Genomic DNA, 23,591 nt, shown 5'->3' on the forward strand with positions numbered 1-23,591 from the left:
GACCGTGCCCCGGATACTCGGGCCCATGGACGGACCTGGCCCGCTCGGCGACTTCCTGCAGGCACGACGGGCGCGGCTGCGGCCGGAAGACGTCGGCCTGCGCGACTTCGGGTCGCGCCGCCGGGTGGCCGGCCTGCGGCGCGAGGAACTGGCCCAGCTCGCGGGGGTCAGCGTCTCCTACTACGCACGGCTGGAACAGGGCATGTCCCGCGGCGCCTCGGCCGAGGTGCTGGACGCCATCGCCCGCGCCCTCCGGCTCGACGACCACGAACGCGGACACCTCGACCGGCTCGCCGGCGCCGCCCGCCGCACCCCGCGGGCGCGCCGCCCGAGGCCCGAGAAGCTCCACGACGAGACGCGGGACCTCCTGAGCACCGTCGACGCTCCCGCGCTGGTGCTCGGCCGCCGCTCCGACGTCCTGGCGTGGAACGCGCTCGGCCACGCCCTGCTCGGCGGGCATCTCGACTTCCACGCACCGGAAGACCCGGCACGACGGCCGAACACGAGCCGGATACTGTTCCTGGACCCGCACTGCCAGGAGCTGTACGCCGACCGGAAGCGGAAGATCCGCGCCGTGGTCGGCAGCCTGCGGATCGCCGTCGGCCGGTATCCCGACGACCCGCTGCTCGCGGAACTGATCGGCGAGCTGACGATGAAGAGCCCCGAATTCGTCGCGCTGTGGAGCGACCATCGCGTGCGGCCCTGTGACGCCGAGTCCTACGAACTGCGCCATCCGGTCGTCGGTTCGGTCCGGGTGACCCAGCAGACGTTGTCGATCGCCCGTGCGCCGGACCAGTCGCTGATCGTGTGCACGACCCGGGCGGGCTCGTCGGACGAGCAGGCCCTCGCGCTGCTCCGCCGGGCCGCGGATATGTCATGATGCTGACATGACGGTCGGACCACTGGACCAATCGGCGGGATACCTGTTGAAGCGGGCGGCGACGGCGCTCCGGACGGCGATGGAGACCGCGTTGCGCCCCCTGGATCTCACCGTGCCGCAGTACTCCTGCCTCGAAGTGCTCTCGCAGCGACCGGGGCTGTCCAACGCGGAACTGGCCAGGGCCGTGTTCGTCACCCGGCAGTCGATGAACCTGGTCCTGCGCGGTTTGGAGGACCGCGGTCTGGTCACCCGCCCGACGACGGCGCCGCAAGGCCGGGCCCTGCCCAGCACGCTCACCCCCGCCGGACGCGCTCAGCTCCGCGCCGCGAGCGGCGTCGTGCGCGACGTCCAGGACCGCATGCTCGCCCCGTTTTCGGAAGCCGGCAGGCAACGGCTGGTGCACGACCTCGCCGTCTGCGCCGACGCGCTCACGCCCGAGGAATGAGTCAGGACCTCGTGCTCACCAATGTCTCCGGCTTGAACGCGTACACGTCGGCGCCTTGGACCAGCACGTGCCATTCGCCGCAGACCTTGTCGGTCCTGGCCTCCTGACCCTGCGGCCACCACTGGGCGGCGAGTGTGGCCGCCTGCGTCGCGGCCGGCCCCGGTACGCAAAGGGCGGGCAGTGTCCCGCCGGTGAACTTCAGGATCCGCTCCGAACCCGTCGTCCGGATGACCTCCGTGACCGACGCCGCTCCGTCCGGTACCCACTCCGGCAGCCGGGCGTCCTCGTTTCGCTTGCCCTCCGCGCCGGTCGCGTAGCCGACCGTCTTGACGTGTCCGTTCGCCTTCTCGGTCAAACCTTCCTTGAGCCCGCAGCCGGACAGGGCGACCGTGGCCGTCGCGGCGGCGAGTACCGCCGCAGTGATCTTCGTGTTCATACGATCGAGTCAACCTCGCGGAAACACTCCCGGGATCGGACTTTCGGCCCGGCCGCGCCGCCATCCGGCCGATCTCCACGACGGATAACCGCCGGTGATCGGCCGAGCCGGGCACCACAGTGGTCGTCGTGACAACGACAACAGACGCTCTGTCCGTGCTCAAAGGCATGTACGCGGCGGAGGCCGAGTACTTCGCCATGGAGCGGTTCTTCGTCGCCATGAGCGACACCTGGGCCGTCTTCGACATGGTGGACACCAGAGCTTCCTGAGCGAGACCGATCCGCTGGTGGTCCTGACCCACGTGCACGTCCGGGCCAGGTCGACCGGCCGCGAGCTGGATTTCCCGATCCTGCAGACGATCACCGTCGGGGACGGGCGCATCACCGAGGTGCGGCCGTTCTACTGGGACACCGCGGCGATCGCCGCGGCCTGCACGAACTACCATTCCGCTGATGACCGCCTACCACGATCTTGAGCTGTTCGAGGAAGCCGCTTCCCTGCCGGAGCGGCAGCAGAAGATCCTGCTGACCATCCGCGAATGGGTGGTGGAGTACGGCTACTCGCCGAGCACTCGCGAGATCGGTGAAGCGGTCGGGCTGCGCTCGACGTCCTCGGTGTCGAAGCATCTGGCGGCCTTGGAGGAGAAGGGTTTCCTCCGCCGCAGCAGCTCGATCTCGCGCCCCATCGACGTGCGCGCCTTCCTGCACGGCACCGCGTCGAAGGAGTCCACAGAGGACTCCGTGCCGGTCCCCGTCGTCGGTGACATCGCCGCGGGAACACCGATCTCCGCCGTCGAGCACGTCGACGACGTGATGACCCTTCCGCGTGAACTCACCGGTCGGGGCAACGTCTTCGGCCTGCGGGTGCGCGGTGACTCGATGATCGACGCGGCGATCTGCGACGGCGACATCGTCGTGGTGAAGCAGCAGCAGGAGGCGCACTCCGGCCAGATCGTCGCCGCGATGATCGACGAGGAGGCCACGGTCAAGGTGTACCGCCGCCGCGACGGCCACGTGTACCTCGAACCGCGCAACCCCGCCTACGAGGTCATAGACGGGGACCGCGCGAGCGTGCTCGGCGTCGTGGTTTCGGTCCTGCGCAGCGTCTGACGCTTTTTGTCGGTGGGCCGGAGTAGCTTCGGCGCCCATGTACGAAATCGACTTCGTCGAGTTCCCGTCGAGTTCGGCGGCAGGCTCGAGCGCGTTCTTCGAAAAGGCCTTCGGGTGGACGGCGACGTCGTACGGCCCGACGTACACCGACGTCCAGAGCGGCGGCGCGGTCTCGTTCGGCTTCCAGCAGGACACCGGGGAGCAGACGGCCGCGCCGCTGGTGACGATCCGCACCGGCGACCTCGTACGGGCGAGGGCTTCCGTCGAGGCCGCGGGCGGAGTCGTCACGGTCGAGCCGTTCTCGTTCCCCGGCGGGCGCCGGTTCCACTTCCGCGAGCCCGGCGGCGCCGAACTCGCGGTGTGGTCCCCGGACTCCTGACATCAGGCCGCGAAACCCAGCACCAGTGAAGCGGCGACAGGCGCCATGTACATCAGCGGGAACGCGACGTGCGACGCCCAGTGCGCGCGGAGCACGGTGATCACGGCACCGGTGAAGTAGAGCACCAGGCCGATCCCGGCCGCGACGCCGAGCGCGGGCACCCACAGTCCGGCGATCAGGCCGAGGGCGCCCGCCGCCTTGGCGACCCCGAGCGGAGTCCACCAGGCGCGGGGAACGCCGTAGTCCGCCAGCGGCTGCACGACCCACTTGGCGCGAAAGAAGATCGAGGCGGCCGAGAACGCGGCCATGAACGCTCCGACGACGGTGACGATCACATAGGCGGTGGTCATTTCGGTTTCTCCTTGGCTTCTCGGTGGTTCGCCGGGTTGACCCCGGCCACCGGCCCGACGTGACAGCACGCCGGGTGAAGCACGTCACAATCCACCTGCCGCAGTTTTAGAGCAAGCGCTCTGTTACCCTCGCCGCATGCCCCGCCCCCGCGTGCACGACCTGGACAGGCTGCTCGACGCGGCCGAGCGCCTCGTCGTCGAAGTCGGCGCCCGGGGCGTCACCGTCCGGTCCCTCGCGGCCGCCGCGGGAGTGTCCAACGGGACGATCTACCACGCTTTCGGCTCGCTCGGCGCACTGCTGGCCCGTGTCTGGCTCCGCGCGGCGAGCGCCTTTCTCGACCTCCAGACCGAGCTGGCCGCGCAGGCGAAAGACCCGGCCGAGGCGGTCGCGGCGGCGGCCGACGCGCCGGCGGAATTCGCCTGCCGCCGACCGGAAGCGGCTCGCCTGCTCATCACCGTCAAGAAGGAGCATCTGCTCGGCCCGCAGGTCCCCGAGGACCTCGCAGGCGATCTCCTCGCGCTCGACAAACGCCTGGTCAAGCTCCTTGTCACGCTCGCCGAACGGCTCTGGAACAGGCGGGACGCTCAGGCCGTCGAAGTGCTGACGACCTGCGTCGTCGACCTGCCGACGGCCCTGTTCCGCCGCGCGTTCACCGCGGGCGAGCCGATCTCCGAAGACTCCCGGGCCCGGCTGTCCGCCGCGGTCCACGCCATACTCCTGCTCCCACCCTCACGGAAGGACTGACATGCCCACTCTGCGCCACGACGCCCCGGTGTTCCTGCTGGACCTCGGGGACGATGAGAACCGGTTCTCGCCGTCCTGGCTGGAAACCGTCCATTCCCAGCTGGACACCGTCGTCGCCTATCCGGATCCGGCGGTGCTGGTCACCGTCGGATCCGGGAAGTTCTACTCCAACGGCCTCGACCTCGAGTGGCTCACCGGCAACCCCGCCAAGGCCGCGCAGTACGTCGCCGACGTCCACGAACTGCTGGCCCGTGTGCTCACCCTCGGCGTGCACACGGTCGCCGCGATCAACGGGCACGCCTTCGGCGCCGGGGCGATGCTGGCGATGGCGCACGACTTCCGGGTGATGCGTGCCGACCGCGGGTTCTTCTGCTTCCCCGAGGCGGATATCAACATCCCGTTCACGCCGGGGATGGCGGCACTGATCCAGGGCAAGCTCACCCCCGCCGCCGCGATCGCGTCGATGACCACCGGACGCCGGTTCGGCGGCACCGACGCGCGGGACCTCGGGCTCGTGGACGCCGTCGCCGAGAAGCCCGCGCTGCTGGAGTACGCGGCCGATCTCGTCCGCCCGCTGGCGGGGAAGGACCGCGGCACGCTGTCCGCGATCAAGACGACGATGTTCACCCCCGCCGTCACCGCGCTTCGCGCCAAGTAGCCGTCGTGCGCACCGACGACGCGGAATTCGATCGTCTGGTCGAGCCGCTGCGCCGCGAGCTGCACGCCCACTGCTATCGCCTGCTCGGCTCGGCCCACGACGCCGACGACGCCCTGCAGGACGCGCTTCTGCGGGCCTGGCGGGGGATGGACCGGTTCGAGGGCAGGAGCTCGATGCGCACCTGGCTCTACAGCATCGCCACCCGCACCTGCCTCGACATCGCGGCGGCACGCGGGAAACGGGCGCTGCCGATGGACCTCGGCCCGTCGAGCGAACGGGTCGTGCTCGAACACGCCCCGCTGACCGAGGTGGCGTGGCTCGGCCCGTACCCCGACGGTCCGGAGACCCGGTACGAGCGGCGCGAGGCGATCGAGCTGGCGTTCGTCGCCGCGCTGCAGCATCTGCCGGGCAACCAGCGGGCCGCGCTGGTGCTCTTCGACGTCCTCGGTTTCTCCGCCGCCGAAATCGCGTCCACAATGGACACTTCGGTCGCGGCGGTGAACAGCGCGCTGCAACGCGCACGGGCGATCGTGGCCGAAAAGGTCGCGCCGCCCGGCGCGCGGCGGACACTCGACGACACCCGGACGCGCGAGATCGCCGCGGGCTTCGCCTCCGCGCTGGAGCGTGGTGACGCCGACGCGCTCGTCGGGTTGCTGGCCGAGGACGTCACCTGGTCCATGCCGCCGCTCGCGCAGTGGTACAGCGGTATCGAGGCGGTCTCCGGTTTCGCCGCCGAGGTCCCGCTCGGCCGGTGCCCGAGCTGGCGCACCGAGGTCGTCACCGCCAACGGGCAGCCCGCCGTCGCCTGCTATCTCGGCGAATCGGCGGACGCCACCCACCACGCCTGGTCGATCACCGTGCTGTCCCTTCGTGACGATCGGATCCGCGACATCACCTCGTTCCTCGACGCGGACCTGTTCGCGAGGTTCGGCCTTCCCCCGGCGAAGCCCTGAGCATGCGCAAGAAGGTGTTGATCGCGCTGGTGGTGGCCGTCACCCTCGTCGGTGTGGTCTTCGGTGGCGCGTTCGCCTTCCAGCGCAAGCTGATCTACCTCCCCGCGGCAGGTCCGCCGCCCGGTGCGGCCGCGGTCCTGCCCGGCGGCAGGGACGTCACGCTCACCACCTCGGACGGGCTGAGCCTGGCGAGCTGGTACTTCCCGGTCGCCGACGCGAAGGCGGCCGTACTGGTCGCGCCGGGCAACGCCGGGAACCGGTCGTTCCGCGCGCCGCTGGCCCGTGCGCTGACCGCGCGCGGGCTCTCGGTGCTGCTCCTGGACTATCGCGGGTACGGCGGCAATCCCGGCGGACCGTCCGAGGAAGGGCTCGCGCTGGACGTCCGCGCCGCACAGGACTTCCTGGTCCGAGAGGCCGGAACGCCGCTGATCTACTTCGGCGAGAGTCTCGGCTCGGCGGTCGCCGCCGAACTGGCCGTCGAACGTCCGCCGTCCGCGCTCGTGTTGCGCTCACCGTTCGTCGACCTCGCGTCGGTCGGACAACGGCACTACCCGTTCCTGCCGGTCCGCTGGCTGCTGCGGGACGAGTTCCCGACGAAGGACGCCGTCGCGCGCGTGAAGGCGCCGGTGACCGTCGTGTTCGGCTCCGCCGACTCGATCGTCCCTGCCCAGCAGAGCCGTGAGGTGGCACAGGCCGCCGGGGCCAGGGCGATCGAAGTCCCCGGCGCGGATCACAACGATCCGGCGTTCTCCGACGGGCCGGAGCTGATCGACGCCATCGCGGGCGCGATCCGCTGACGGGCTCAGGCCCGCTGTGCACGCCCACGCAGCGACAACGAGTGGCCTGGATTGAGTTTGCGGCCGAGCCGGTCGGCCTTCGGCCACCGGACTTCCGTCGCCCAGCCCGCTTTCTCGAACAGCCAGATCAACCGTGCGGAGATGTCGAGCTGGCCGCGGCGGACGCCGTGCCGGGCGCCGGTGGGGTCGGCGTGGTGGGAGTTGTGCCAGGACTCGCCCATCGAGGCGATGGCGAGCGGCCAGAAGTTCGCGGATTTGTCGCGGGCGGCGAACGGGCGGTCGCCGATCAGATGGCACAGCGAGTTCACCGACCAGGTGACGTGGTGCAGCAGCGCCACCCGGACGAGGCTCGCCCAGAAGAACGCGGTGATCGCGCCCCACCACGACAAGGTGATCACGCCGCCGAGGACGGCGGGTGCGAGCAACGTCACGACGGTGAGCAGCGGGAACAGGCGGTCGATGCGGGCGATGTCGCGATCGGTGAGCAGATCCGGGGCGAACCGCCGCGCGTTGGTCTTCTCACGTTCGAACAGCCAGCCCATATGGGCGTGCCAGAAGCCGCGGGCCAGCGCGGCCGGGGTGGTGCCGAACCGCCACGGGGAATGCGGGTCGCCCTCGCGGTCGGCGAAGGCGTGATGCCGCCGGTGGTCGGCCACCCAGCCGATGACCGGGCCCTGCATGGCCATACTGCCCGCGACCGCCAACGCGATCCGCAGGCCGCGGTTGGCCTTGAAGGCGCCATGGGTGAAGTAGCGGTGGAATCCGATGGTCACACCGAGGCCGGTGAGGAAGTAGAACCCGGCGGCGAGGCCGAGGTCCACCCAGCCGAGGCCCCAGCCCCACGCGAAGGGGACGGAGGCGGCCAGTGCCAGCAGGGGCACCACCGCGAACAGCTTGACGAGAAGATTTTCGGTGCGGGACTGCTCCCCCGACAGGAGGGGTTGCGGCGACTGCCGCTCTTCACTGTCCGGAGGTCTGAGAGCTGAGGTCATGTCGTCGTTTCTTGTCGATGGCCGAGGCATGTGCCGGCTGCTGAAGCCTGAGGCACGACGCGGCGCACGAGAGGCATGCCCGCGACGAATTCTGCGCGAGCGTGCTGGGACAACACGACACCCAAAACGTTGGACTTATCAGCTCAACGAATGACGTCGGCCGATGGTTCCGGTGCGGGGTAAGAAGGTTCGCGAAAAAGATCCATGTATCGCTCGCCTTGAGGGGTCGCCGGGTCGTGCCGCTCGACCTGAGTGTCGAGCGGATGGCTGAACAGGGCACTGTCCGTGCTGTGAGTTTTGACGGTGAAACCTTTCGAGGGGGACCGCTGGTTCGCGGTCTTCGGCGAGGCCGGGGATGATTTCCGCCCGCCTCGCGGCGTCACGCCGAGAGCGGCGCCACCACTCACGGTACACGCCCTGGGGCCGAAACCCCAGGGCGTCCACCCCGATCAGCCGGTCATCGTAACGTTGAGCGCCGCCACGACGCTTCGCTCTTCGTAGGCGAAATGCGCTTCGAGCTTCCCCGCGAGGGCGTCGAACTCGTCGCGCAAGCGCGCGGGATCGCTCTCGCCGTGCACGTAACCCTCCACGAGGTCACGGATCCGCTTCTGCGTCGCCGCGACGACGACGTGGTCTTCCCCGAGCTTCGTCAACACCGGCTCCAGCGCGGGGAACCGTTGCCCCAGAACGGGAAACGCGCCCATATCCTCGCCGGTATGATGCTTGGTCAGCGCCTCGCAGAACGAAACACAGTGCGCTTTCAAGGATTTCTCCATGGTGAGCACGTCCGCGCGGCCGGCCACGATCTCTTCCACCCCGGCACGCAGCGTCCGAAGCTCTTCCCGCAGCCACTCGTGGACCTCCACCAGGAAATCGCCCATCCCGCGCACCCGGTCGTCGATCCGGTGCAGGATCACGACAGGCAGCTCGCGCGTCGTTTTCGCCTGGTACTCGGCGAATCCCGGCTCCTCGGCGACGACCTTCGCGAACAGCGCCTCACGCTCCGCCGCGGGCGGGACGGCCGCGATCGCCTCATAAGTCTCGGTCCCTGTCTCGATCATGACGCGATGGTCACGCCGGATGTTGTGGTACCAGCCCGGATGCGCCGACGCTCCCATATTCGAAGCGACGACGACGATCTTGCCGTCGATTTCGAGATACCCCAACGGATTCGTCCGCCGTTCGCCGGTTTTGGCGCCGGTGGTGGTGAGCAGGATCAGCTTCCACCCCTCGAACATGCCGCCGAGTTTTCCCTTGCTCTGCCTGAATTCCTCGATCACTTGGTCGTTGAAGCCGGTCAATGCGTTCCTTTCCCGTCGATGTGTCGACAGGAGGGCGCGGAATCGTCACCGGAGGAGCACACATACGCCCGGTTTTCGGGCACACCGCATGGAGGCGTCATCCCACGACGCGGGGATGAGTGATTATGCGAGACGGCATGTGCCGATCTCCAGTGGCTGAGTAGCCGCTACCTCCATGCGTAGGCCCATACGGGGCTCAGGGACGACGTTAGCACAGGGCCGGGGCGGCGCGCACCTGCCTTGCCCCCTCCCCTGCCGCCGCAGTTAGTCGACTAATTGCGGCTCATTTCCCTGGCGCGATATAGTCTGAATATGCTATAGCACGGGTGTTCGATTCGGCGTAGCGTTGATCTTGTGTCCAGCGACGATGCCTCTCCGAAGACGTCCACCGAGTGGTGGCGCGTCGACACCGCGACGCTGCACGCCCGCAAACAAGAACTCGAAGTCCTGAAACGGCAGTTGGACGCGGAGCAGAACGCGATCCTCGCGGAAATCAATTCCCGCGGGATACGCGGCTGCTCGGGTCATTCGACACTGGCCGGGCTGATTCTCGAGGACTTCCTGGTGTCGGAGAAGGAAGCCGACGCCCGCGCCGACCGTGTTCTGGCCCTGCATCCCGGTCCCTCGATCGGCGGCGACCCCGAACCGCCGCTGGCGCCGTTGACGGCTGACGCGGCGGCGGAGGGTGCGATCGGCGGCGGTCAGATCGACGCGATCATCAAGACTCTTGCCCGGATTCCGTCGAGTGTTCCGGAGGAGGACGTGCGGGCTGGGGAGAAGATCCTGGTCGAGCTGGCCCGGCGTGCGGGGCCACGGCAGATCGCCAGCGCCGGACGCCGCCTGCTCGACAAACTCGACCCCGACGGCAAAGAACCCCGCAACGACGACCCCAAGGAGACCCGACCGGAGCTACGGTTCGTGAAGCACCGCGACGGCACCTTGGGCCTCAAGGCGCGGCTTGATCTGGAAACCTACGCCCGCCTGAAGTCGGATTTGGATCCGATGGCCAAACCCCACAAGGCCATCGACGGGGTCCGCGACCCCCGCACCCAAGACGAACGCTACGGCGATGCCTTCACCGACTATGTGCGGTTGAAGACCACCAGCCGCAACCTCCCCGGACAGGCCGGGGAGGCGACGCACATCCTGGTCACCATGTCGTATGAGGACCTGATCCGCGATATTGGTGAAGCCCACCTGGATCTGGTGGGGCCGATCAGCGCCACCGACGCGAGGATCCTCGCCTGTGACGCCCGCGTGCGGCCCGGGGTTCTCGGGACGGCAGGCGAACCGCTGGACATCGGCCGCTCCAAACGCACCGTCTCCCTGGCCCAGAAATACGCACTCACCATTCGTGACGGTGGCTGCGCGTTCCCGGGCTGCGACATGCCGGTACCCCGGTGTACGGCACACCACATTGTTTTCTGGCGGCATCACGGCGAAACGAAGATAGACAATCTTGTCCTGCTGTGCACCAAACATCATCGGCTGATTCACCGTAGTGAATGGAAAGTCCAGATCGCCCAAGACGGACTCCCGGAATTCACCCCGCCCGCTTACCTCGACCCCACCGGGACTCCGAGGCGCAACACCATGCATCTCAGGACATAGGCCGACCCCGAGCAGCCTCCGAACCGAAACCGGCCGCGAGAACTCCCGGCCGCGATCGGCCCCTGCCCACGGATGGATCCCGGCACTTCTAGTCCAACGCCAGCTCGCCGACCACCTGGTCTCCGCTCATCTCTCCGGTCAACCGGAACCCGAGCCTCAGGTAGAAGCGCTCGGGACCGTCGTCGCCGGGGTGCCAAGTGGCGGTGAGACGGTTTCCGCCCCGGCGTCGGATCTCGGCGGCCACGGCCTCGACCGCGAAACGACCGTAGCCCCGGCCCTGCTCGCCTGCCGCGATGTTGAGCCGCCACAGACCGGAGCGGATGTCGGTGCCCGTGCCGTCGCCCGCGAAGTCGATGTCCAGGAAGGCCATGAGGAAACCGACCAGCCGGTCGCCGTCGAAAATGAGGCGGGGCCAAGCGATGCCGGGATACACGTATGCCTCGGCGAGGGACTTCACGACCGGCGCGACCAGATGCTCTTGTGCCGGGTGGACCTTCAGTTCGATCGCGGAATCGAAGTTGGCGGCCGTGACCTCGGCCAGTCGGAGAGTCATGTCCGCCCTTCTTCCTCCAGCACCGCCCGGATCACGTGCCGCGCGTTGCCGGCCATGGCCTCGTTGGTCGTGCGGTAGTACGGCAGCGCGATCAGCGCCTGCGAGAGCGTCCGTGCGCGGCCGCGGCTCCAGGTCGCGTCGTCCACGCCCAGCGTCTCGCGGAAGACACCCCTCGCGTCGGCGGGCAACAGATTCCACGCCGGGAACAGGTCACAGGCCGGATCGCCCACTCCCATACAGCCGAAGTCGATCACCGCGGACAGCCGGTCGCCCTCCACCAGGAGGTTGCCAGGCATCAGATCGGCGTGCAGCCACACCGGCGCCTCCTCCCACGCCGGGGCTCGTAAAGCCTTCTCCCACAGAGCGAGGACGGCGTCGCAGTCGACGTCCTCTTCCGGAATCGCGCGCAGGCTTTCGATCGCCGACCGCGTCTCCGCGTCCAACGTCGCGAGCGGCCCGCCACGGTGCGCAAGCGCGGGCGCAGGTACCGGCGGGACGCGGCGCATCGCCAGGACGAACTCGGCCAGGTCTTCGGCCAGTGGCACGGGCGAGCCGAGCGCGTCCGGCCGCGGGTTCTCGCCCGGCAGCCAGCGGTACACCGACCACGGCCACGGGTATCCGTCGGCGGGCAGTCCCGCCCCGAGCACCTCAGGGATCGGCGTGGGCAACCCGGACGCGATACGGGGCAGCCACCTTTGTTCCAGCGCAACGTCCTTCGCGCCGCTCTTGGTCAGCGGCAACCGCACGACCATGTCGTCGCCCAGCCGATACATGGCGTTGACCGTGCCACCGGATGGCCATCGTTCGATCGCCCGCCCGGCCCATCGAGGGAACTGTGCCGCGATCAGCTTCCGTACGAGGTTCTCGTCGACCACGACGGATATCCAACCACCGCCGGGGCGTCATCGAAGCATGCCGATCCTCGTGGGGCCGCCGCCTGGCCGGCCGCGCGCGGAATTCACCAATAGCCGCAACGCTTTCCGCCGGCTTCGGCGCGGCTCCAGATCCGGCCTACTATCTGAGCCGCCTCGCGGTGGCGCGGGAGGCGGCCGGAGCCGGGCTCGGGTACCGGATCATCGACTGGGTCGGCGAGAAAGCCGCGGCTCACCGCAAGGCCTTCGTCCGGGTGGCGACCACGAGGGACAACCCGGCCTTGCGCGAGTACTACGAGCGTGCGGGTTTCGAGCACGTGACGGACCCGCCCGGAGCGAAATGGCCCACCAGCCTCTACGAGAAGCGGGCGGCCGAGTCACCGCAAGCCGAGGACCTCCGGCCGTGAAGCGTATTTCCGCCACTGCTTTCCCGGGTCCGGGACGAGGCGCCGCGATTCGAGATCCATCAGCCCGGAGACACTTTCCACCTCGGCCACGACGGCACCGTCCGGCGCCACGAACTCCTGGACGACCCGCGACACCTTGCCCGGCTCCCAGGCGAACCGGGTCAGCACGTCGATCCGCGCGCGGGCGCGAAGCTCGCGGCGGAACCGGATCGTCGTTTCCAGGTTGACCGGACCGAGGTTCCCGGCCTTGAGCGCCAAGGGATCCACCCCTGCGGCCCACACGCATTCCCAGCGCGCGTGATCGGCGTACGCGAGGTAGGCGGGGCCGCGGACGTGACCGTTGATGTCGAGATCGTCCGTACGGATGTCGATGGTGACGCGGAAGGGTTCGAGCACATCCCGATCTTCGCGTCGGTGGGCCGCCTCAGTCTGGAACGTTTCGGCCAGTCCAGGACCGCACGAGCGCGCCGGGTGAAGCGCCCGACAGCCGACGGCACTCCCGCCCGAGATGGGACTGATCCGCGTAGCCCACATCGGCGGCGACGCCGGCGAGCGACGCGTGGTCGCGCGCCACGGCCTCGACCCGCTTGAGGAACCGGTGGAATCGCAGCACCCGCTGCAGCTCCTTGGGACCGACACCGACATCGTGCCGGACATGCCGCCGAAGACCACGCTCACTCACCCCCAGCTCCGCCGCGACCCGATCGGTGCGGGCGCCGGGCGCGCTCAAGGCGCGAGCCGCCGCGATCGACAGCCCGTCCACCTCGACCTCCCGGAGCCTCTCGGCGACCAGCGCTTCCAGCACCGACCGTGCCTCGCCGGGTGTCCCGCACCCGGCCAGCTCGGACTCCGCGCGGCGAGCCCCGGCGGCCCACAGATCGCGCAACGGGGTGGCGCCCGCCGCCAGCTCCGTCATCGGCAGGCCCAGCACCGCGCCGCCGACGCCGCACCGCAGGCGGAGCCCGACGGTCCACACCGCCGACGGCAGCTCGTGCCGCAGCACCCCGTGCACCGTGGTGACCGCGGCGAGCACCGTCCCGTCCCAGACCAGATCGACACAGCCGTCCGGGAACACCCTCAGCGGACGGCGGCAGCCCACCAAACCCGTCCAGACGCTCTCGACCACGCCGGCCACTGGCGCGACCGGCCTGCTTTCGCGGTATACCGAACGACCTGAACGTCGACGCAGCGGAACACCCACGTCCGGCAGTATGCCCCCGGCCACCGACAAGATGCGCGTCACTTGATCATGCTGAAGACTTGCCGTCGTGCTGCTGCCGGTGCTCGACCCGTCTCCCGCCGAGTGGATCTCCTCCAGGCTCGGCGGGGCGTTCGGCGCGGCGGGCCGCACAGTCCCGCGTGGCTACGCCGCATACGCGCGCCTCTGCCATCCCGCCGAACGAGACCGCGGCGGCTGGGCGAGCTGGCGCGAAGCAGCGGCCGAGACGGGACGCCGGGCACATGCCGCCATGCAGTGGCACGCGCTCGTCGGCTCCCCGGATCCGGTGAATCTCACCGGCTCGCTCTGGCGCGGCTCCCCGCCCGACCGAGGCACTCTGCCGTCGCACAGCCTCACCGCGCTGCTGGCCGTGCTCGGCGAGCACACTTCCACGTCCGACGCCTGGTTCTGCCTTTGGGAGGGCTACGGCTGGGCCGACGAGGCGACGCTGTCCCGCGAACACCTCGCCGCCCCGCGCCTGCGCCATCCCGGCCGGGACTACCTGCTGTTCCACGGACCGCTGGCGTCCGCGACCGAACTCGGCTGGCGGCCCCGGCCGAACTGGTTCGAGGCGCAGTCCCCCAACCTGTTCTGGCCGGACGACCGCGCGTGGTGCGTCGCCACCGAGGTCGACTTCGATTCGACCCTTGTCGCGGGTGACGAGGCCCTGATCGACGCGCTACTGGGCACGCCCGGTCTGGAGGCGTGGCGGATCGAGTCCGACACGTCGCTCGCGGCGGACGGGGACCGGATCAATCAGCTCCCGTGAGGGTCAGCGCTCTTCGATCGAGTCGACCTTCGTCGGGTAGAACGCCACGTGGTCCTTGATCTCGGCGACCGCGTCGTGCGGCGCCTCGTAGGTCCAGACGGCGTTCTCGGCCAGGCCGTCGCCGGTGCGGATGCTGTAGTACGACGCGTCGCCCTTGAACGGGCAGTACGTCGAGTGGTCCGTCCGCTCCAGCAGGCCGAAGTCGACGTCGGCACGCGGGATGTACTGCGCGGGCGGGTAGTTCGCCTCCCGCAGGGTGAGCGCGTTCGCGCTGTCCGCCACGACCTTGCCGCCGGCCGTGACGACCACTCGCGCCTCGTTCGGCGCCACCGTGATCGGGTGGTCCGCGCTGGGCTTCAACACCTTTTTGTCAGACATACCGGGCACAGCGACGCCGGACGCGCGGATATTCCCGTCAGGGCAGGTAGTACATCGGATTCGGCAGCTTGACCGGGAACTCCGCGTATCCGCCTTCGAGGTCGCTGAACTGGTCGCCGAAGTTGGCCAGAATGGTCGCGCCGGTCGAGGCGATATGCTTCCGCGTACCCGATTTGTACTGGACGGTGGTGCAGGTCAGCCCGCACGGCAGATAGTCCGGCGCGGTGGTCTTCGGTTTGAAGAACGCCCCCGCCGGCGCCGGGTAGCCCTCGTTCGCGAGATTCTTGAGCGACTGCGGGCCCTGGAACTCGTTGCGCCCGGTCAGGAAGTAGATCTTCACGCCGCGCTGCGCGGCCCAGTTCGCGAGTTCCAGCACCGGCTTGTTCGCGACGAACGTGCCCTTGTCGATCGCTTCCTGCTGCTTCTTCGGGTCGAAGCCGAAGTCGTTGTCCGCTTCCCAGCCGTAGGTGACCTCGGCGGTGTCATCGACGTCGAAGACGACGGCGGGGTTCTTCACGCCGCGATCCAGCCGCCGCGTGAGATAGCGCTTGGCGTCCTCGACCTGGCGCTTGGTGTCGGAAACGAACCGGCTGCCCTCGGAGTACCCGTGTTTGCCGTCGCTGCCGACGACATCGCCGTAGTAGGCCTTCACGTCGAGTTTGACCTGGCCGATGTTCGCGGGCTCGTGACCGCGCCGCCAGGTGGCGTCGTCGGTGTTCGCGACGGCGGTGGCGCCGCCCGCGAGGACGGCTCCGGCGGCCGCGGCGGCGGCCAGTTTCAGCAGACCGGTGAACCGGCTCATGGAAATGCTCCTCACGTCAGCTGTGCGCGGCAAAGGAACGCTACTCCAGAACGACCGATTCTGGTCAGTACCAAAGTAGCTTCTTCACCTCCGCGAGGTTTCAGCTTGCGGCGCAAGGCATCCGGGTCTATGTCGAGACCTCGGACGAGGATCTCCAGCCGACCGATATCGTGTTTTTTCAGCAGTACACGAAGATTCTTCTCGCTGTACGGTCCGTGCTCGAACACCCGGAACGCCCGGATTCCCGGCGGCGGAGTGTCCCCGGTCAGATACGCGATGCGTTCGTCGAGCTGCCACAAGCCGTGCCGTGCCGCGTAATGCCGCACGAGTCCGGCACGGACGACGGCGCCGTCGGGGTCGACGATCCATTCACCCGGCTCGCGCACGGGGATCTCGTCGGGATCGGCGTCGGTGACCGTCCACTGTGCACCGTCCGAACGCAGCACCGTCGCCCGGCGCGACACCGTCGAATCCACGCCGCGCCACAGGCACGCCTCGCGGACCTGACCGTCCAAAGAGACCAGTTCGACCTCGTCCGCCCAGGGCGCGATGGAGAAATCAAGGCCCGGCGCGCATTTCACCGAGAGTTCGCGGCCCGGATACGCCTCTACCAGACCGTCCAGCGGCGGCAGGAAGTCGGCGGGCTTCCACGCCCGGCGCCCGGCGGAGTCACGACGAGCCGGGTCGGCGACGACGACCGAAGACCGGCTGACCGGCCGCAGTGCGTCGGCCCTGAGCAACGCGGGAGAAACCCCGGCCTCGGCGGCGTTGTGCCGCGCCATCGCCAGCCGGACCTCGTCCAGATCCGAACCCAGCGCCTTCGACGCGACGCGGGCGATCTCGACCAGGTCCGCGCCGACGGAGCACGTCACGTCATGGACGTCGCGGCCGGCGAGCCGGGCGGCCCGGTGCCGGGCGACCAGTGTGGCGCTGGCCTGCTGGAGTGCGTCGCCGGTGAACAGCCACGAGCCCGCGGAGTCCAGTTTGGACGACGACTTCCGCCGCAGCACCACCGTTTCCAGCACCGCGGCCGCGTGGTCCGGGGCGATCCGGCGCACGGCGGCGACGTCGGCGATGCGGGTCTTGTCGGTCAGCGGCAGGGACGAGCATTCGGCGAGCGCCGCGCTTCCCGCGCCGGAGCGCAGGAAGGCGACGTCGTCGAGCGTGAACCGATACGACACCTACGGACGCTTGGTACCGGTGATCATCACGTTGTAGAACAGTTCGCGCGGCAGCACCTTGGCGAGCAGCTTCTTGTCCAATGCGGACAGCCGCAGCCACAGCCGGTACGCGAACAGACGCCAGCGCAGGGTCAGCTTCTCCTGCGGCACGGCGGCTTCGAAGGTCCGGATCGGCCAGCCCGCCAGCGCCGCGGCGAACTCCTCGGTGACCGCGCGGACGTCCTGCGCGCCCGCGCCGCGGGCCATCGACTCGAGGTCGGACGGGTCGAAGGTGTGGATGTCGACCACGGCCTCCAGCGCGGCCGCGCGGGAGGACTCGTCGAGTTCCTCCTGCGGACGGCGCCAGCCGTTCAGCACCGGGAGCTTGGTCAGGTTGGTGGTGAGGTACCACGTGATCTGGCCGAGCTTGCGCGCGTAGAAGTCGCCGACCTTCGTCGGCTCGCCCGCGAAGACGAACCGGCCGCCCGGCTTCAGCACCCGCAGCACCTCGGCGAACGCCGCCCGGACGTCCGGGATGTGGTGCAGCACCGCGTGCCCGACGACGAGGTCGAAGCTGTTGTCCTCGTACGGGATCCGCTCCGCGTCGGCGACCCGGCCGTCGACGTCGAGGCCGAGGTTCTCGGCGTTGCGCAGCGCGACCTGCACCATGCCCGGCGAGAGGTCGGTGACCGAACCCTTCTTGATCACCCCGCCCTGCATCAGGTTCAGCAGGAAGAAGCCGGTGCCGCTGCCCAGTTCCATCGCGGTCGGGTACGGCTGGCCGTCTTCACCGGCGACGGCGTTGAACACGTCCGTCGCGTAGGAGATGCAGCGCTCGTCGTAGGAGATGGACCACTTCTCGTCGTAGGTCCCGGCTTCCCAGTCGTGGTAGAGCACGTTGGCGAGCTTTGGGTCGTCGAAGGCGGCCTTGACCTCTTCGGCGGTGGCGTGCGGATTCGGCGCCGGGTCGTTCACCTGGGTCATCGTGCTTACTTCCCCTCGAAGGTGGCCTTGCCAGGGCCGTTTTCGATGAACGACTTCATGCCGTTGCGCTGGTCCTCGGTCGCCCAGAGCGCGGCGAAGAGGTGGGACTCGAGCTTGAGACCGCTCGCGAGGTCGGTGTCGAGACCGCCGTCGATGGCGGCCTTCGCGGCGCGAAGCGCGACAGCCGGGCCGTTCGCGAACTGCGAGGCCCATTTGTGCGCGGCGGCGTAGACGTCGTCCGGCGCCACGACCTCGTCGAGGATGCCCAGCGCGAGGGCCTCTTCGGCCTTCACGAACCGGCCGGTGAACACGAGGTCCTTGGTCTTGCTCGGGCCGATGAGCCGGGCGAGGCGCTGCGTGCCGCCGGCACCGGGGATGACGCCGAGCTGGATCTCGGGCTGCCCGACCTTGACGTTGTCGCCGGCGATCCGGCGGTCGGCGGTCAGCGCGAGTTCGAGGCCGCCGCCCAGCGCGTAGCCGGTGATGGCCGCGACGACCGGCTTCGGGATGTTCGCGATGGTGGCCAGCGACGCCGTCAGCGCGGCACCGAACTTCGCGATCTCGGGGTACGTGCGCTCGGCCATCTCCTTGATGTCCGCGCCACCCGCGAAGGTCTTCTCGCCACCGTAGAGGATCACGGCGCGCACGTCGTCGCGCTCGGAGGCCTCACGGGCCGCCTCGGCCAGCTCGGCCTGCACCTGGTTGTTCAGCGCGTTGACCGGCGGGCGGTCCAGCCGGATCGTGCCGACCCCGCCTTCGACCTCGAGACTTACGAACTCTCCCACGCCGTCCTCCTTAACCGTCCAAGACAGATTGCAGGCTACCGGTCAGTACGACCCGTCAGCGGCGACGGGCGAAGAAGCGATCACCGGACCGTTCGAGCAGGAGGTCCTGATCGAACGTCTTGGACAGGTTGTCGCTGGTCACGACGTCGTCCACGAGCCCGGAGGCGACCGTGCGGCCGTCGCGCAGCAGCAGCGCGTGGGTGAACCCCGGCGGGATCTCTTCCACGTGGTGGGTGACGAGCACCATGGCAGGCGCCTCCGGATCGAGGGCCAGCTCCGAAAGGCGGGCGACGAGGTCTTCGCGGCCGCCGAGGTCGAGTCCCGCGGCGGGCTCGTCGAGCAGCAGCATCTCCGGGTCGGTCATCAGCGAACGCGCGATCAGGGTGCGTTTGCGCTCGCCCTCCGACAGCGTGCCGAAGGTGCGCTCCGCCAGGTGCGCGATCCCCAGCGCGCCCAGGAGCTCCAGTGCGCGGTCGGTGTCGAGGCTGTCGTATTCCTCACGCCAGCGGCCGACGACGGCGTATCCCGCGCTCACCACGACGTCGACGACGCGCTCCTCGCCCGGCACACGCTGGGCGATCGCGGCCGAGGTGAACCCGATCCGCGGGCGCAGCTCGAAGATGTTGACCTTGCCGATCCGGTCGCCGAGCAGGTCGACCGTTCCCGAGGTCGGGTGGAGTTCGGCCGCGGCCAGCCGGAGCAGGGTGGTCTTGCCCGCGCCGTTCGGGCCGAGCACCACCCAGCGCTCGTCCAGTTCCACGGTCCAATCGAGGTCGGCGAGGAGGTCGTTGCCTGTTCGGCGGACCCCGACACCGGTCATCCTCACCACGAGGTCGTCAAGTTCGCTGGGCTGGATCGGCTCGCTCACGCGCCCATTGTGTCCGCACTCGCGCGCGTGTGTGCACCGGGCCGCCGGTCGGTGGAAAGCGGCTGGTCCAGGGAGTGGGACGAAGCGACTCCGGCGGGACACTGTGGCAGCATCGAGCACGTGATCAGGTCCGTGTCCGCCGCCTTCCCCGTCATCGGGGGCTCTTTCTGGCGCCGCCGGGCCATCGACCTGCTCCTCGTCGCCTCGTGCGGGTGTACCACCGCGCGACACGGCTGAGTCCCCGCTCTTCCGACAGGCACCTCCGTGTCGCGCCGCGTTCGGCCCTGCTTCCGAGCCCGCGAAACCTTCACGAGGAGCCTCACCGTGACCACGTCCATCACCCCGCGCCAGGACTTCGAGATCCATCCGCAGCTGGTCGACCCGCTGCTGCCGGAACTGCTGCACCCCGACCGTCTGCTCTGGACGCCCCGGGAACTGGCCGACCTGACCTCGACCGTCGCCACCGAGCTGACTTCGGGCCTGCGCGGCCTGCTGCGTTTCGACGCCGACCACCGCTGGTGGGCACGCCTCGCGCTGACCGACGGCGTCGAGCTGTGGCTGCTGTCCTGGCTGCCCGGCCAGCGGACCAAACCGCACGACCACGGCGGCGCGTCCGGTTCGTTCACGGTGCTGCAGGGCGAACTCGGCGAGGAGTACCGCTACCCCGGCGGCCCGGTCCGGCGCCGCACGCATGTCGCGGGCGAGGGCATCGGCTTCGGCGCGGGCCGCGCGCACCAGGTGACCGGTATCGGCACCGAACCCGCCGCCAGCGTCCACGCCTACTCGCCGCCGCTGGTCGCGACCCGCGAATACGCCACGCTCGCCGACGTTCCCGCCGAGATCCCCTCGCTGGCCCCGATACTGGGCCGATGAGCGCAATCGAAACGTTGCTGGCCGCCGCCCGGGCCGGGCTGGACCGGGCGGAGCCGGAGCAAGCGTTGCGGCTGCAGCGCGACGGCGCCCTGATCGTGGACATCCGCCCGCAGGTCAACCGGCTCGAAGAAGGCGAGATCCCGGACTCGGTGGTCGTCGAGCGGATCCACCTGGAGTGGCGGCTCGCGCCGGACAGCGAGTGGCGGCTGCCGCAGGTGACCCCGGACTCGACGGTGATCGTCGTGTGCAACGAGGGATACGCGTCGAGCCTGGCCGCGGCCGACCTGCGGCGGCTCGGCCTGCCGGGCGCCACCGACCTCCAAGGCGGGTTCCGCGCCTGGCGTTCGGCCGGCCTCCCGATCCGGGAAGGCGGCACCCCCGCCGTTCCCTAGCCGCGGACCACGAGCCGGGCGATCGAGTCCGGGGTGAGCGGGAGCGCGGCGTGGATCCCGGCGCCTCGCGTCGGTCTGGGGTTGACCAGTACCCCGGTCGCCGCGTCGCGCCGGGCGGCGGCGAGCACGACTTCGCGGCCGGTCCGGTGCCGGATCCGGACCCAGCCCGCGCCGGTGACCGCGCGGTACTCGGCCAGCAGACGCTCGTCGGTGAAGACGCAGAACCACTCACCGTGCGCCCCGAGGCGGGCCGGGATCGGCGCGCCCGCCTCGTCCGCCGGACCGCATACCGTGCCGTCGAGGAACATCCGCATGACCGAGGGCACCGGGTCGCGCGGTGTTCCGCCGGTCCGCTCCGGACGGACGTTTTCGGCGATCCACCGCGAAGCGAGCCTGAAATCTTCGCCGGTGAGGTCCTCCTGGAAACCGTCCAGACTGTTCTTGACGCTCCCCAGGAAGTCGTAGAACCGCCTGGTGCAGGTCCGCTCGGACACGGCGACCCGGCCGCGGCCGACCATGGTCCTGATCCGGCCGACCATGCCCGCGCCGCCGTTCACCGGATCCACGCCGAGGTTGTAGGCGGTCCAGACGATCTCGGGCATGAGCGGGTCGGCGAACCGCTCGAGAACGCGGTTCAGCCGCAGAAGGACGATTTCGCGCACTCGGCCGGCCTCGGCGTCCTCGGCGATTCCCCAGATACCCCGCAGCTCCGGTCCCAGCGCGCGGAGCAGCCCGTCCTGCCGGATCCCGGCGCGGGCGTGGACATGGTGCAGCCGGTCCTTGGCCCTGCGCGATGTTTTCGTTTCCTTCGCCGAAGCCACCATTCCTCCGATTCGGGATCGGCCCGGCAAAGTGTATTTCACCGGGCTTTCCCGCATTGTTCGACGAGAATCGAGAATCAGGGGTTTCCTTTGTTCGCCACCGGCTTGACAAGCGGTGGCATCGACCAGAATCGCCACATGGCGTCGCTGAGCCCCTGAAGCCGCCGGTCGAATTCGACCGGATCGGCCAGCAGGAGAGCGGGCGCCAGCCCGGTCCGTTCCGGGGCGGCGCCGGGCGGCGGTGAGGCCGGCTTCGCGATACGCACGGGCCGGGATTCCCGGACCACGCGCCGGTCGACCTCACCGAGCACCGTCTTCAACGCCGCCAGGTCCTTGCCCACTTCGATGAGCGTGGCCGCGGCCCGTGCCGCCGCCTCGGTCCGCTGGGCGGCCAGTCTCCGGATGAGCGACGGATCCGAAGTGTCCCGCGCGGTCCTGGTCAGCTGCTCCAGGACGGCCACGAAATCGTCCAGCGCCCGCGCGGCGCGGCCGTGCTCCTCGGCGACCATCCGGCACCGCGCGGTCAGCTCGGTCCGGCGGCCCAAGTACGCGTCGTGTCCATCGCCGGACCAGCCACGAGGATCGATCTGGCGCACCTCGACGGCTTGGTCCTCCAACGACCGGGAAACCGCTCGCAAGCGTTCCGCCTCGCTTCGGAGCACGCTGACCGTCCCGGCCGTCCAGGGCGCGCCCGGCCCGTCCGGTTCTTCCGGCTTCATCGTCCGTCCTCTTCGCTTCAGCCGAGAACGGCCTGGATGGTGTTGACGTTCCCGGCGTCGAAGGCGACGGCCCGGCGGGGAAGACTCTCGGCGACCTCGATCAGGTTGACCTTCTCGATCGCCGCTTCTTCGCCGTTCCGGTAATCGCGCGCGGCCGTGCCCAGCCGATCACCGAGGCGCCGCACGTCCTCGGCGAGCACGGAGACGCTGTGCGCGGAAGCCTCCTGGAAGCTCTCCAGCGCCGCCACGAGCACGGGATCCCCCGCTTCGCTCGCCGTGGCCTTGAACTTCAGCGCCGGTTGCCTGGTGATCATCTCGGTGATGTCGCGGAGCCGGTCGCCCGCCCGGCTCAGTTCGTCGGGAACGGCCTCGAAATCGATCATGTCCGGTTTCCTCGTCTCGGATCAGCAGTCACGGGCGAGCCGGGCGATCTCCTCCGGCGGGAGGGGCAGCGTGGCGTCGGCACCGGCTCCCATCACCGGACTCGGATCGATCAGGATCCCGGTCGGGAAGATCCGGCCGGCGGCCGTCCGCACGACGTCCCGGCCCGTCCACCGGCCGATCCGGGGCCAACCCGCACCGGTGGACTCGCGATAGGCGGCCAGCAGCCTCTCCCCGGTGAAGACGCACAGCCACTCGCCCCGGGTACCGAGCTTCGCCGCGAGCGGTACACCGTCACCGTCCGCGGGGCCGTGGACAGGACCGTCGAGGAACATCTTCAGCACCGGTTCCATCGGCGCACGCAGCCTTCGGATGGCGGTGGACAGTCCACCCGCCTCCACCGCGGGTTCCGGCGCACCGGGCCGGATGTTCGCGGCCAGCCAGCGCGAAGCCCGGGCGAGGTCCTCGCCCGTGATCGTGCTCTGCCCGGCACTCAAGCTCTTCACGACGGCGGGCAGGAAAATGTCGTTGAACCGACGGCAGCAGGTTCGGACACTGCATTCGACGCCGCCCTGGCCGACCAAGGTTTCGAGCCGCCGGACGACGCCGCTTTCCGCGCCGGGCGAAGCCGCGCCGAGGTTGTAGGCGGTCCAGACGATCACGGGCATTTCGGGTTTCGGGAATTGGTCCAGTACCCGGTTCAAGCGCAGGAGCACGATCTCCCGCACGCGTGACGCCTCGGCGTCTTCCGCGATTCCCCAGCGTTCGAGCAGTTCCGGCCCCATCACCCTGGCGAGCCCGTCCTGCCAGATGCCGTTGCGCTTGTGGATGCCGAGCACGCTGTCCTCGGGCTTTTTTCTTTTCCTCGTCGAAGTCACTATTCCTCCCCTGCGCGACCTCAAGGACGAAGAGCCTAGGCGATCACAATACGCGGCACGAATCACCCCCACTC

Annotated in this window: 33 protein-coding genes; 15 read left to right on the forward strand and 18 right to left on the reverse strand. The window is 69.4% G+C overall.

Annotated features, from left to right (window positions below; translation table 11 throughout):
- Positions 1 to 25: 25 nt before the first annotated feature.
- Both ACIBTM_RS00845 and ACIBTM_RS00850 read left to right on the forward strand, forming a co-directional pair.
- The gene (locus tag ACIBTM_RS00845) at positions 26 to 880 is read left to right on the forward strand and encodes a helix-turn-helix domain-containing protein (protein WP_395874247.1); all 855 of its coding nucleotides are present in this window, start codon (positions 26 to 28) and stop codon (positions 878 to 880) included.
- 7 nt (positions 881 to 887) lie between these two features.
- Complete coding sequence (locus tag ACIBTM_RS00850; protein WP_395874249.1) at positions 888 to 1,325, forward strand: MarR family winged helix-turn-helix transcriptional regulator; 438 nt, start codon at positions 888 to 890, stop codon at positions 1,323 to 1,325.
- 1 nt (position 1,326) lies between these two features.
- Here the strand turns inward: ACIBTM_RS00850 and ACIBTM_RS00855 are convergent, their stop codons facing one another.
- Positions 1,327 to 1,761, reverse strand: coding sequence for a hypothetical protein (locus ACIBTM_RS00855; protein WP_395874251.1), 435 nt, complete (start codon positions 1,759 to 1,761; stop codon positions 1,327 to 1,329).
- Positions 1,762 to 1,889: 128 nt separating this feature from the next.
- Here ACIBTM_RS00855 and ACIBTM_RS00860 point away from each other — a divergent pair, with 128 nt between their 5' ends.
- From ACIBTM_RS00860 to ACIBTM_RS00875, 4 genes are read left to right on the forward strand one after another with little or no spacing between them, the layout of a single operon-like run.
- Positions 1,890 to 2,030 carry a hypothetical protein gene (locus ACIBTM_RS00860; RefSeq protein WP_395874253.1) on the forward strand — a complete coding sequence of 47 codons (141 nt, stop codon included), beginning with the start codon at positions 1,890 to 1,892 and terminating at the stop codon, positions 2,028 to 2,030.
- 17 nt (positions 2,031 to 2,047) lie between these two features.
- A complete protein-coding gene (locus tag ACIBTM_RS00865; RefSeq protein ID WP_395874255.1) occupies positions 2,048 to 2,236 on the forward strand; it encodes a hypothetical protein in 189 nt (62 codons plus the stop codon).
- Positions 2,214 to 2,870 (forward strand): transcriptional repressor LexA, encoded by a 657-nt coding sequence (gene lexA, locus ACIBTM_RS00870; RefSeq protein WP_016336599.1) that lies wholly within the window; start codon positions 2,214 to 2,216, stop codon positions 2,868 to 2,870. The genes ACIBTM_RS00865 and lexA overlap by 23 nt, the downstream gene beginning before the upstream one ends.
- Positions 2,871 to 2,907: 37 nt before the next feature.
- Positions 2,908 to 3,249: a VOC family protein gene (locus ACIBTM_RS00875; protein WP_395874257.1), complete on the forward strand. Its 342-nt coding sequence runs from the start codon at positions 2,908 to 2,910 to the stop codon at positions 3,247 to 3,249.
- Between the two features lie 2 nt (positions 3,250 to 3,251).
- Here the strand turns inward: ACIBTM_RS00875 and ACIBTM_RS00880 are convergent, their stop codons facing one another.
- Positions 3,252 to 3,599, reverse strand: coding sequence for a DoxX family protein (locus ACIBTM_RS00880; RefSeq protein ID WP_395874259.1), 348 nt, complete (start codon positions 3,597 to 3,599; stop codon positions 3,252 to 3,254).
- Positions 3,600 to 3,735: 136 nt separating this feature from the next.
- On the opposite strand from ACIBTM_RS00880, the gene ACIBTM_RS00885 reads away from it, so the two are divergent.
- The 4 genes from ACIBTM_RS00885 to ACIBTM_RS00900 are packed head-to-tail and all read left to right on the forward strand — an operon-like array spanning position 3,736 to position 6,752.
- Positions 3,736 to 4,344, forward strand: coding sequence for a TetR/AcrR family transcriptional regulator (locus tag ACIBTM_RS00885; RefSeq protein ID WP_395874261.1), 609 nt, complete (start codon positions 3,736 to 3,738; stop codon positions 4,342 to 4,344).
- Between the two features lies 1 nt (position 4,345).
- Entirely contained in the window at positions 4,346 to 5,002 is a 657-nt protein-coding gene (locus ACIBTM_RS00890; protein WP_395874263.1) for an enoyl-CoA hydratase-related protein, read from the forward strand.
- Positions 5,003 to 5,007: 5 nt separating this feature from the next.
- Positions 5,008 to 5,955 carry a sigma-70 family RNA polymerase sigma factor gene (locus ACIBTM_RS00895; protein ID WP_395874265.1) on the forward strand — a complete coding sequence of 316 codons (948 nt, stop codon included), beginning with the start codon at positions 5,008 to 5,010 and terminating at the stop codon, positions 5,953 to 5,955.
- A 2-nt stretch (positions 5,956 to 5,957) separates the two neighbouring features.
- Entirely contained in the window at positions 5,958 to 6,752 is a 795-nt protein-coding gene (locus tag ACIBTM_RS00900; protein ID WP_395874267.1) for an alpha/beta hydrolase, read from the forward strand.
- Positions 6,753 to 6,757: 5 nt separating this feature from the next.
- On the opposite strand, the gene ACIBTM_RS00905 is transcribed toward ACIBTM_RS00900, so the two are convergent.
- On the reverse strand, positions 6,758 to 7,744 hold the full coding sequence (locus ACIBTM_RS00905; RefSeq protein ID WP_395874269.1) for an acyl-CoA desaturase: 987 nt from the start codon (positions 7,742 to 7,744) through the stop codon (positions 6,758 to 6,760).
- 449 nt (positions 7,745 to 8,193) lie between these two features.
- Positions 8,194 to 9,045, reverse strand: a complete 852-nt coding sequence (locus tag ACIBTM_RS00910; RefSeq protein WP_395874271.1) for a nitroreductase/quinone reductase family protein — start codon at positions 9,043 to 9,045, stop codon at positions 8,194 to 8,196.
- Between the two features lie 354 nt (positions 9,046 to 9,399).
- Between ACIBTM_RS00910 and ACIBTM_RS00915 the strand changes: the two genes are divergently transcribed.
- Complete coding sequence (locus tag ACIBTM_RS00915) at positions 9,400 to 10,656, forward strand: DUF222 domain-containing protein (protein ID WP_395874273.1); 1,257 nt, start codon at positions 9,400 to 9,402, stop codon at positions 10,654 to 10,656.
- 88 nt (positions 10,657 to 10,744) lie between these two features.
- Here the strand turns inward: ACIBTM_RS00915 and ACIBTM_RS00920 are convergent, their stop codons facing one another.
- Together ACIBTM_RS00920 and ACIBTM_RS00925 are read right to left on the reverse strand one after the other, a co-directional pair.
- Positions 10,745 to 11,209 (reverse strand): GNAT family N-acetyltransferase, encoded by a 465-nt coding sequence (locus ACIBTM_RS00920; protein WP_395874275.1) that lies wholly within the window; start codon positions 11,207 to 11,209, stop codon positions 10,745 to 10,747.
- On the reverse strand, positions 11,206 to 12,093 hold the full coding sequence (locus ACIBTM_RS00925; protein ID WP_395875761.1) for an aminoglycoside phosphotransferase family protein: 888 nt from the start codon (positions 12,091 to 12,093) through the stop codon (positions 11,206 to 11,208). Before ACIBTM_RS00925 ends, ACIBTM_RS00920 begins: the two co-directional genes overlap by 4 nt.
- Here ACIBTM_RS00925 and ACIBTM_RS00930 point away from each other — a divergent pair.
- A complete protein-coding gene (locus ACIBTM_RS00930) occupies positions 12,003 to 12,488 on the forward strand; it encodes a GNAT family N-acetyltransferase (RefSeq protein ID WP_395874277.1) in 486 nt (161 codons plus the stop codon). The two genes, ACIBTM_RS00925 and ACIBTM_RS00930, sit on opposite strands and share 91 nt — an antisense overlap.
- On the opposite strand, the gene ACIBTM_RS00935 is transcribed toward ACIBTM_RS00930, so the two are convergent.
- Both ACIBTM_RS00935 and ACIBTM_RS00940 read right to left on the reverse strand, forming a co-directional pair.
- On the reverse strand, positions 12,459 to 12,884 hold the full coding sequence (locus ACIBTM_RS00935) for an acyl-CoA thioesterase (RefSeq protein WP_395874279.1): 426 nt from the start codon (positions 12,882 to 12,884) through the stop codon (positions 12,459 to 12,461). The genes ACIBTM_RS00930 and ACIBTM_RS00935 overlap by 30 nt on opposite strands.
- A 28-nt stretch (positions 12,885 to 12,912) precedes the next feature.
- Positions 12,913 to 13,623 (reverse strand): helix-turn-helix domain-containing protein, encoded by a 711-nt coding sequence (locus tag ACIBTM_RS00940; protein WP_395874281.1) that lies wholly within the window; start codon positions 13,621 to 13,623, stop codon positions 12,913 to 12,915.
- 133 nt (positions 13,624 to 13,756) lie between these two features.
- Here ACIBTM_RS00940 and ACIBTM_RS00945 point away from each other — a divergent pair, with 133 nt between their 5' ends.
- Positions 13,757 to 14,476: a hypothetical protein gene (locus ACIBTM_RS00945; protein WP_395874283.1), complete on the forward strand. Its 720-nt coding sequence runs from the start codon at positions 13,757 to 13,759 to the stop codon at positions 14,474 to 14,476.
- Between the two features lie 3 nt (positions 14,477 to 14,479).
- On the opposite strand, the gene ACIBTM_RS00950 is transcribed toward ACIBTM_RS00945, so the two are convergent.
- From ACIBTM_RS00950 to ACIBTM_RS00975, 6 genes are read right to left on the reverse strand one after another with little or no spacing between them, the layout of a single operon-like run.
- Entirely contained in the window at positions 14,480 to 14,854 is a 375-nt protein-coding gene (locus tag ACIBTM_RS00950) for a DUF427 domain-containing protein (RefSeq protein WP_395874285.1), read from the reverse strand.
- A gap of 37 nt (positions 14,855 to 14,891) precedes the next feature.
- The gene (locus ACIBTM_RS00955) at positions 14,892 to 15,656 is read right to left on the reverse strand and encodes an HAD family acid phosphatase (protein ID WP_395874287.1); all 765 of its coding nucleotides are present in this window, start codon (positions 15,654 to 15,656) and stop codon (positions 14,892 to 14,894) included.
- 11 nt (positions 15,657 to 15,667) lie between these two features.
- Complete coding sequence (locus ACIBTM_RS00960) at positions 15,668 to 16,837, reverse strand: class I SAM-dependent methyltransferase (protein WP_395874289.1); 1,170 nt, start codon at positions 16,835 to 16,837, stop codon at positions 15,668 to 15,670.
- Complete coding sequence (locus ACIBTM_RS00965; RefSeq protein ID WP_191254916.1) at positions 16,838 to 17,800, reverse strand: class I SAM-dependent methyltransferase; 963 nt, start codon at positions 17,798 to 17,800, stop codon at positions 16,838 to 16,840.
- Positions 17,801 to 17,805: 5 nt separating this feature from the next.
- Positions 17,806 to 18,585, reverse strand: a complete 780-nt coding sequence (locus tag ACIBTM_RS00970) for an enoyl-CoA hydratase/isomerase family protein (RefSeq protein ID WP_005167845.1) — start codon at positions 18,583 to 18,585, stop codon at positions 17,806 to 17,808.
- Between the two features lie 55 nt (positions 18,586 to 18,640).
- Positions 18,641 to 19,453 carry an ABC transporter ATP-binding protein gene (locus ACIBTM_RS00975; RefSeq protein ID WP_395874292.1) on the reverse strand — a complete coding sequence of 271 codons (813 nt, stop codon included), beginning with the start codon at positions 19,451 to 19,453 and terminating at the stop codon, positions 18,641 to 18,643.
- Positions 19,454 to 19,777: 324 nt separating this feature from the next.
- Here ACIBTM_RS00975 and ACIBTM_RS00980 point away from each other — a divergent pair, with 324 nt between their 5' ends.
- A complete protein-coding gene (locus tag ACIBTM_RS00980; RefSeq protein ID WP_395874294.1) occupies positions 19,778 to 20,326 on the forward strand; it encodes a cysteine dioxygenase in 549 nt (182 codons plus the stop codon).
- A complete protein-coding gene (locus ACIBTM_RS00985) occupies positions 20,323 to 20,718 on the forward strand; it encodes a rhodanese-like domain-containing protein (RefSeq protein WP_395874296.1) in 396 nt (131 codons plus the stop codon). Before ACIBTM_RS00980 ends, ACIBTM_RS00985 begins: the two co-directional genes overlap by 4 nt.
- On the opposite strand, the gene ACIBTM_RS00990 is transcribed toward ACIBTM_RS00985, so the two are convergent.
- The 4 genes from ACIBTM_RS00990 to ACIBTM_RS01005 form a co-directional block, all read right to left on the reverse strand.
- Positions 20,715 to 21,542 (reverse strand): hypothetical protein, encoded by an 828-nt coding sequence (locus tag ACIBTM_RS00990; RefSeq protein ID WP_395874298.1) that lies wholly within the window; start codon positions 21,540 to 21,542, stop codon positions 20,715 to 20,717. The genes ACIBTM_RS00985 and ACIBTM_RS00990 overlap by 4 nt on opposite strands.
- A 74-nt stretch (positions 21,543 to 21,616) precedes the next feature.
- A complete protein-coding gene (locus tag ACIBTM_RS00995; RefSeq protein ID WP_395874300.1) occupies positions 21,617 to 22,258 on the reverse strand; it encodes a hypothetical protein in 642 nt (213 codons plus the stop codon).
- Positions 22,259 to 22,275: 17 nt separating this feature from the next.
- Complete coding sequence (locus ACIBTM_RS01000; RefSeq protein ID WP_395874302.1) at positions 22,276 to 22,641, reverse strand: hypothetical protein; 366 nt, start codon at positions 22,639 to 22,641, stop codon at positions 22,276 to 22,278.
- A gap of 21 nt (positions 22,642 to 22,662) precedes the next feature.
- Entirely contained in the window at positions 22,663 to 23,520 is an 858-nt protein-coding gene (locus ACIBTM_RS01005) for a hypothetical protein (protein WP_395875762.1), read from the reverse strand.
- Positions 23,521 to 23,591: the final 71 nt, after the last annotated feature.

The sequence above is a fragment of the Amycolatopsis sp. NPDC049868 genome, from assembly GCF_044461365.1.
In the GTDB taxonomy this organism is placed as follows: Bacteria; Actinomycetota; Actinomycetes; order Mycobacteriales; family Pseudonocardiaceae; genus Amycolatopsis.

Coding starts and splice junctions, on each gene's coding strand:
- ACIBTM_RS00845 (WP_395874247.1), top strand. CDS start 26: ATGGACGGACCTGGCCCGCTCGGCGACTTCCTGCAGGCACGACGGGCG.
- ACIBTM_RS00850 (WP_395874249.1), top strand. CDS start 888: ATGACGGTCGGACCACTGGACCAATCGGCGGGATACCTGTTGAAGCGG.
- ACIBTM_RS00855 (WP_395874251.1), bottom strand. CDS start 1,761: ATGAACACGAAGATCACTGCGGCGGTACTCGCCGCCGCGACGGCCACG.
- lexA (WP_016336599.1), top strand. CDS start 2,214: ATGACCGCCTACCACGATCTTGAGCTGTTCGAGGAAGCCGCTTCCCTG.
- ACIBTM_RS00875 (WP_395874257.1), top strand. CDS start 2,908: ATGTACGAAATCGACTTCGTCGAGTTCCCGTCGAGTTCGGCGGCAGGC.
- ACIBTM_RS00880 (WP_395874259.1), bottom strand. CDS start 3,599: ATGACCACCGCCTATGTGATCGTCACCGTCGTCGGAGCGTTCATGGCC.
- ACIBTM_RS00885 (WP_395874261.1), top strand. CDS start 3,736: ATGCCCCGCCCCCGCGTGCACGACCTGGACAGGCTGCTCGACGCGGCC.
- ACIBTM_RS00890 (WP_395874263.1), top strand. CDS start 4,346: ATGCCCACTCTGCGCCACGACGCCCCGGTGTTCCTGCTGGACCTCGGG.
- ACIBTM_RS00900 (WP_395874267.1), top strand. CDS start 5,958: ATGCGCAAGAAGGTGTTGATCGCGCTGGTGGTGGCCGTCACCCTCGTC.
- ACIBTM_RS00905 (WP_395874269.1), bottom strand. CDS start 7,744: ATGACCTCAGCTCTCAGACCTCCGGACAGTGAAGAGCGGCAGTCGCCG.
- ACIBTM_RS00920 (WP_395874275.1), bottom strand. CDS start 11,209: ATGACTCTCCGACTGGCCGAGGTCACGGCCGCCAACTTCGATTCCGCG.
- ACIBTM_RS00930 (WP_395874277.1), top strand. CDS start 12,003: ATGGCCATCGTTCGATCGCCCGCCCGGCCCATCGAGGGAACTGTGCCG.
- ACIBTM_RS00950 (WP_395874285.1), bottom strand. CDS start 14,854: ATGTCTGACAAAAAGGTGTTGAAGCCCAGCGCGGACCACCCGATCACG.
- ACIBTM_RS00955 (WP_395874287.1), bottom strand. CDS start 15,656: ATGAGCCGGTTCACCGGTCTGCTGAAACTGGCCGCCGCCGCGGCCGCC.
- ACIBTM_RS00965 (WP_191254916.1), bottom strand. CDS start 17,800: ATGACCCAGGTGAACGACCCGGCGCCGAATCCGCACGCCACCGCCGAA.
- ACIBTM_RS00985 (WP_395874296.1), top strand. CDS start 20,323: ATGAGCGCAATCGAAACGTTGCTGGCCGCCGCCCGGGCCGGGCTGGAC.
- ACIBTM_RS00990 (WP_395874298.1), bottom strand. CDS start 21,542: ATGGTGGCTTCGGCGAAGGAAACGAAAACATCGCGCAGGGCCAAGGAC.
- ACIBTM_RS00995 (WP_395874300.1), bottom strand. CDS start 22,258: ATGAAGCCGGAAGAACCGGACGGGCCGGGCGCGCCCTGGACGGCCGGG.
- ACIBTM_RS01000 (WP_395874302.1), bottom strand. CDS start 22,641: ATGATCGATTTCGAGGCCGTTCCCGACGAACTGAGCCGGGCGGGCGAC.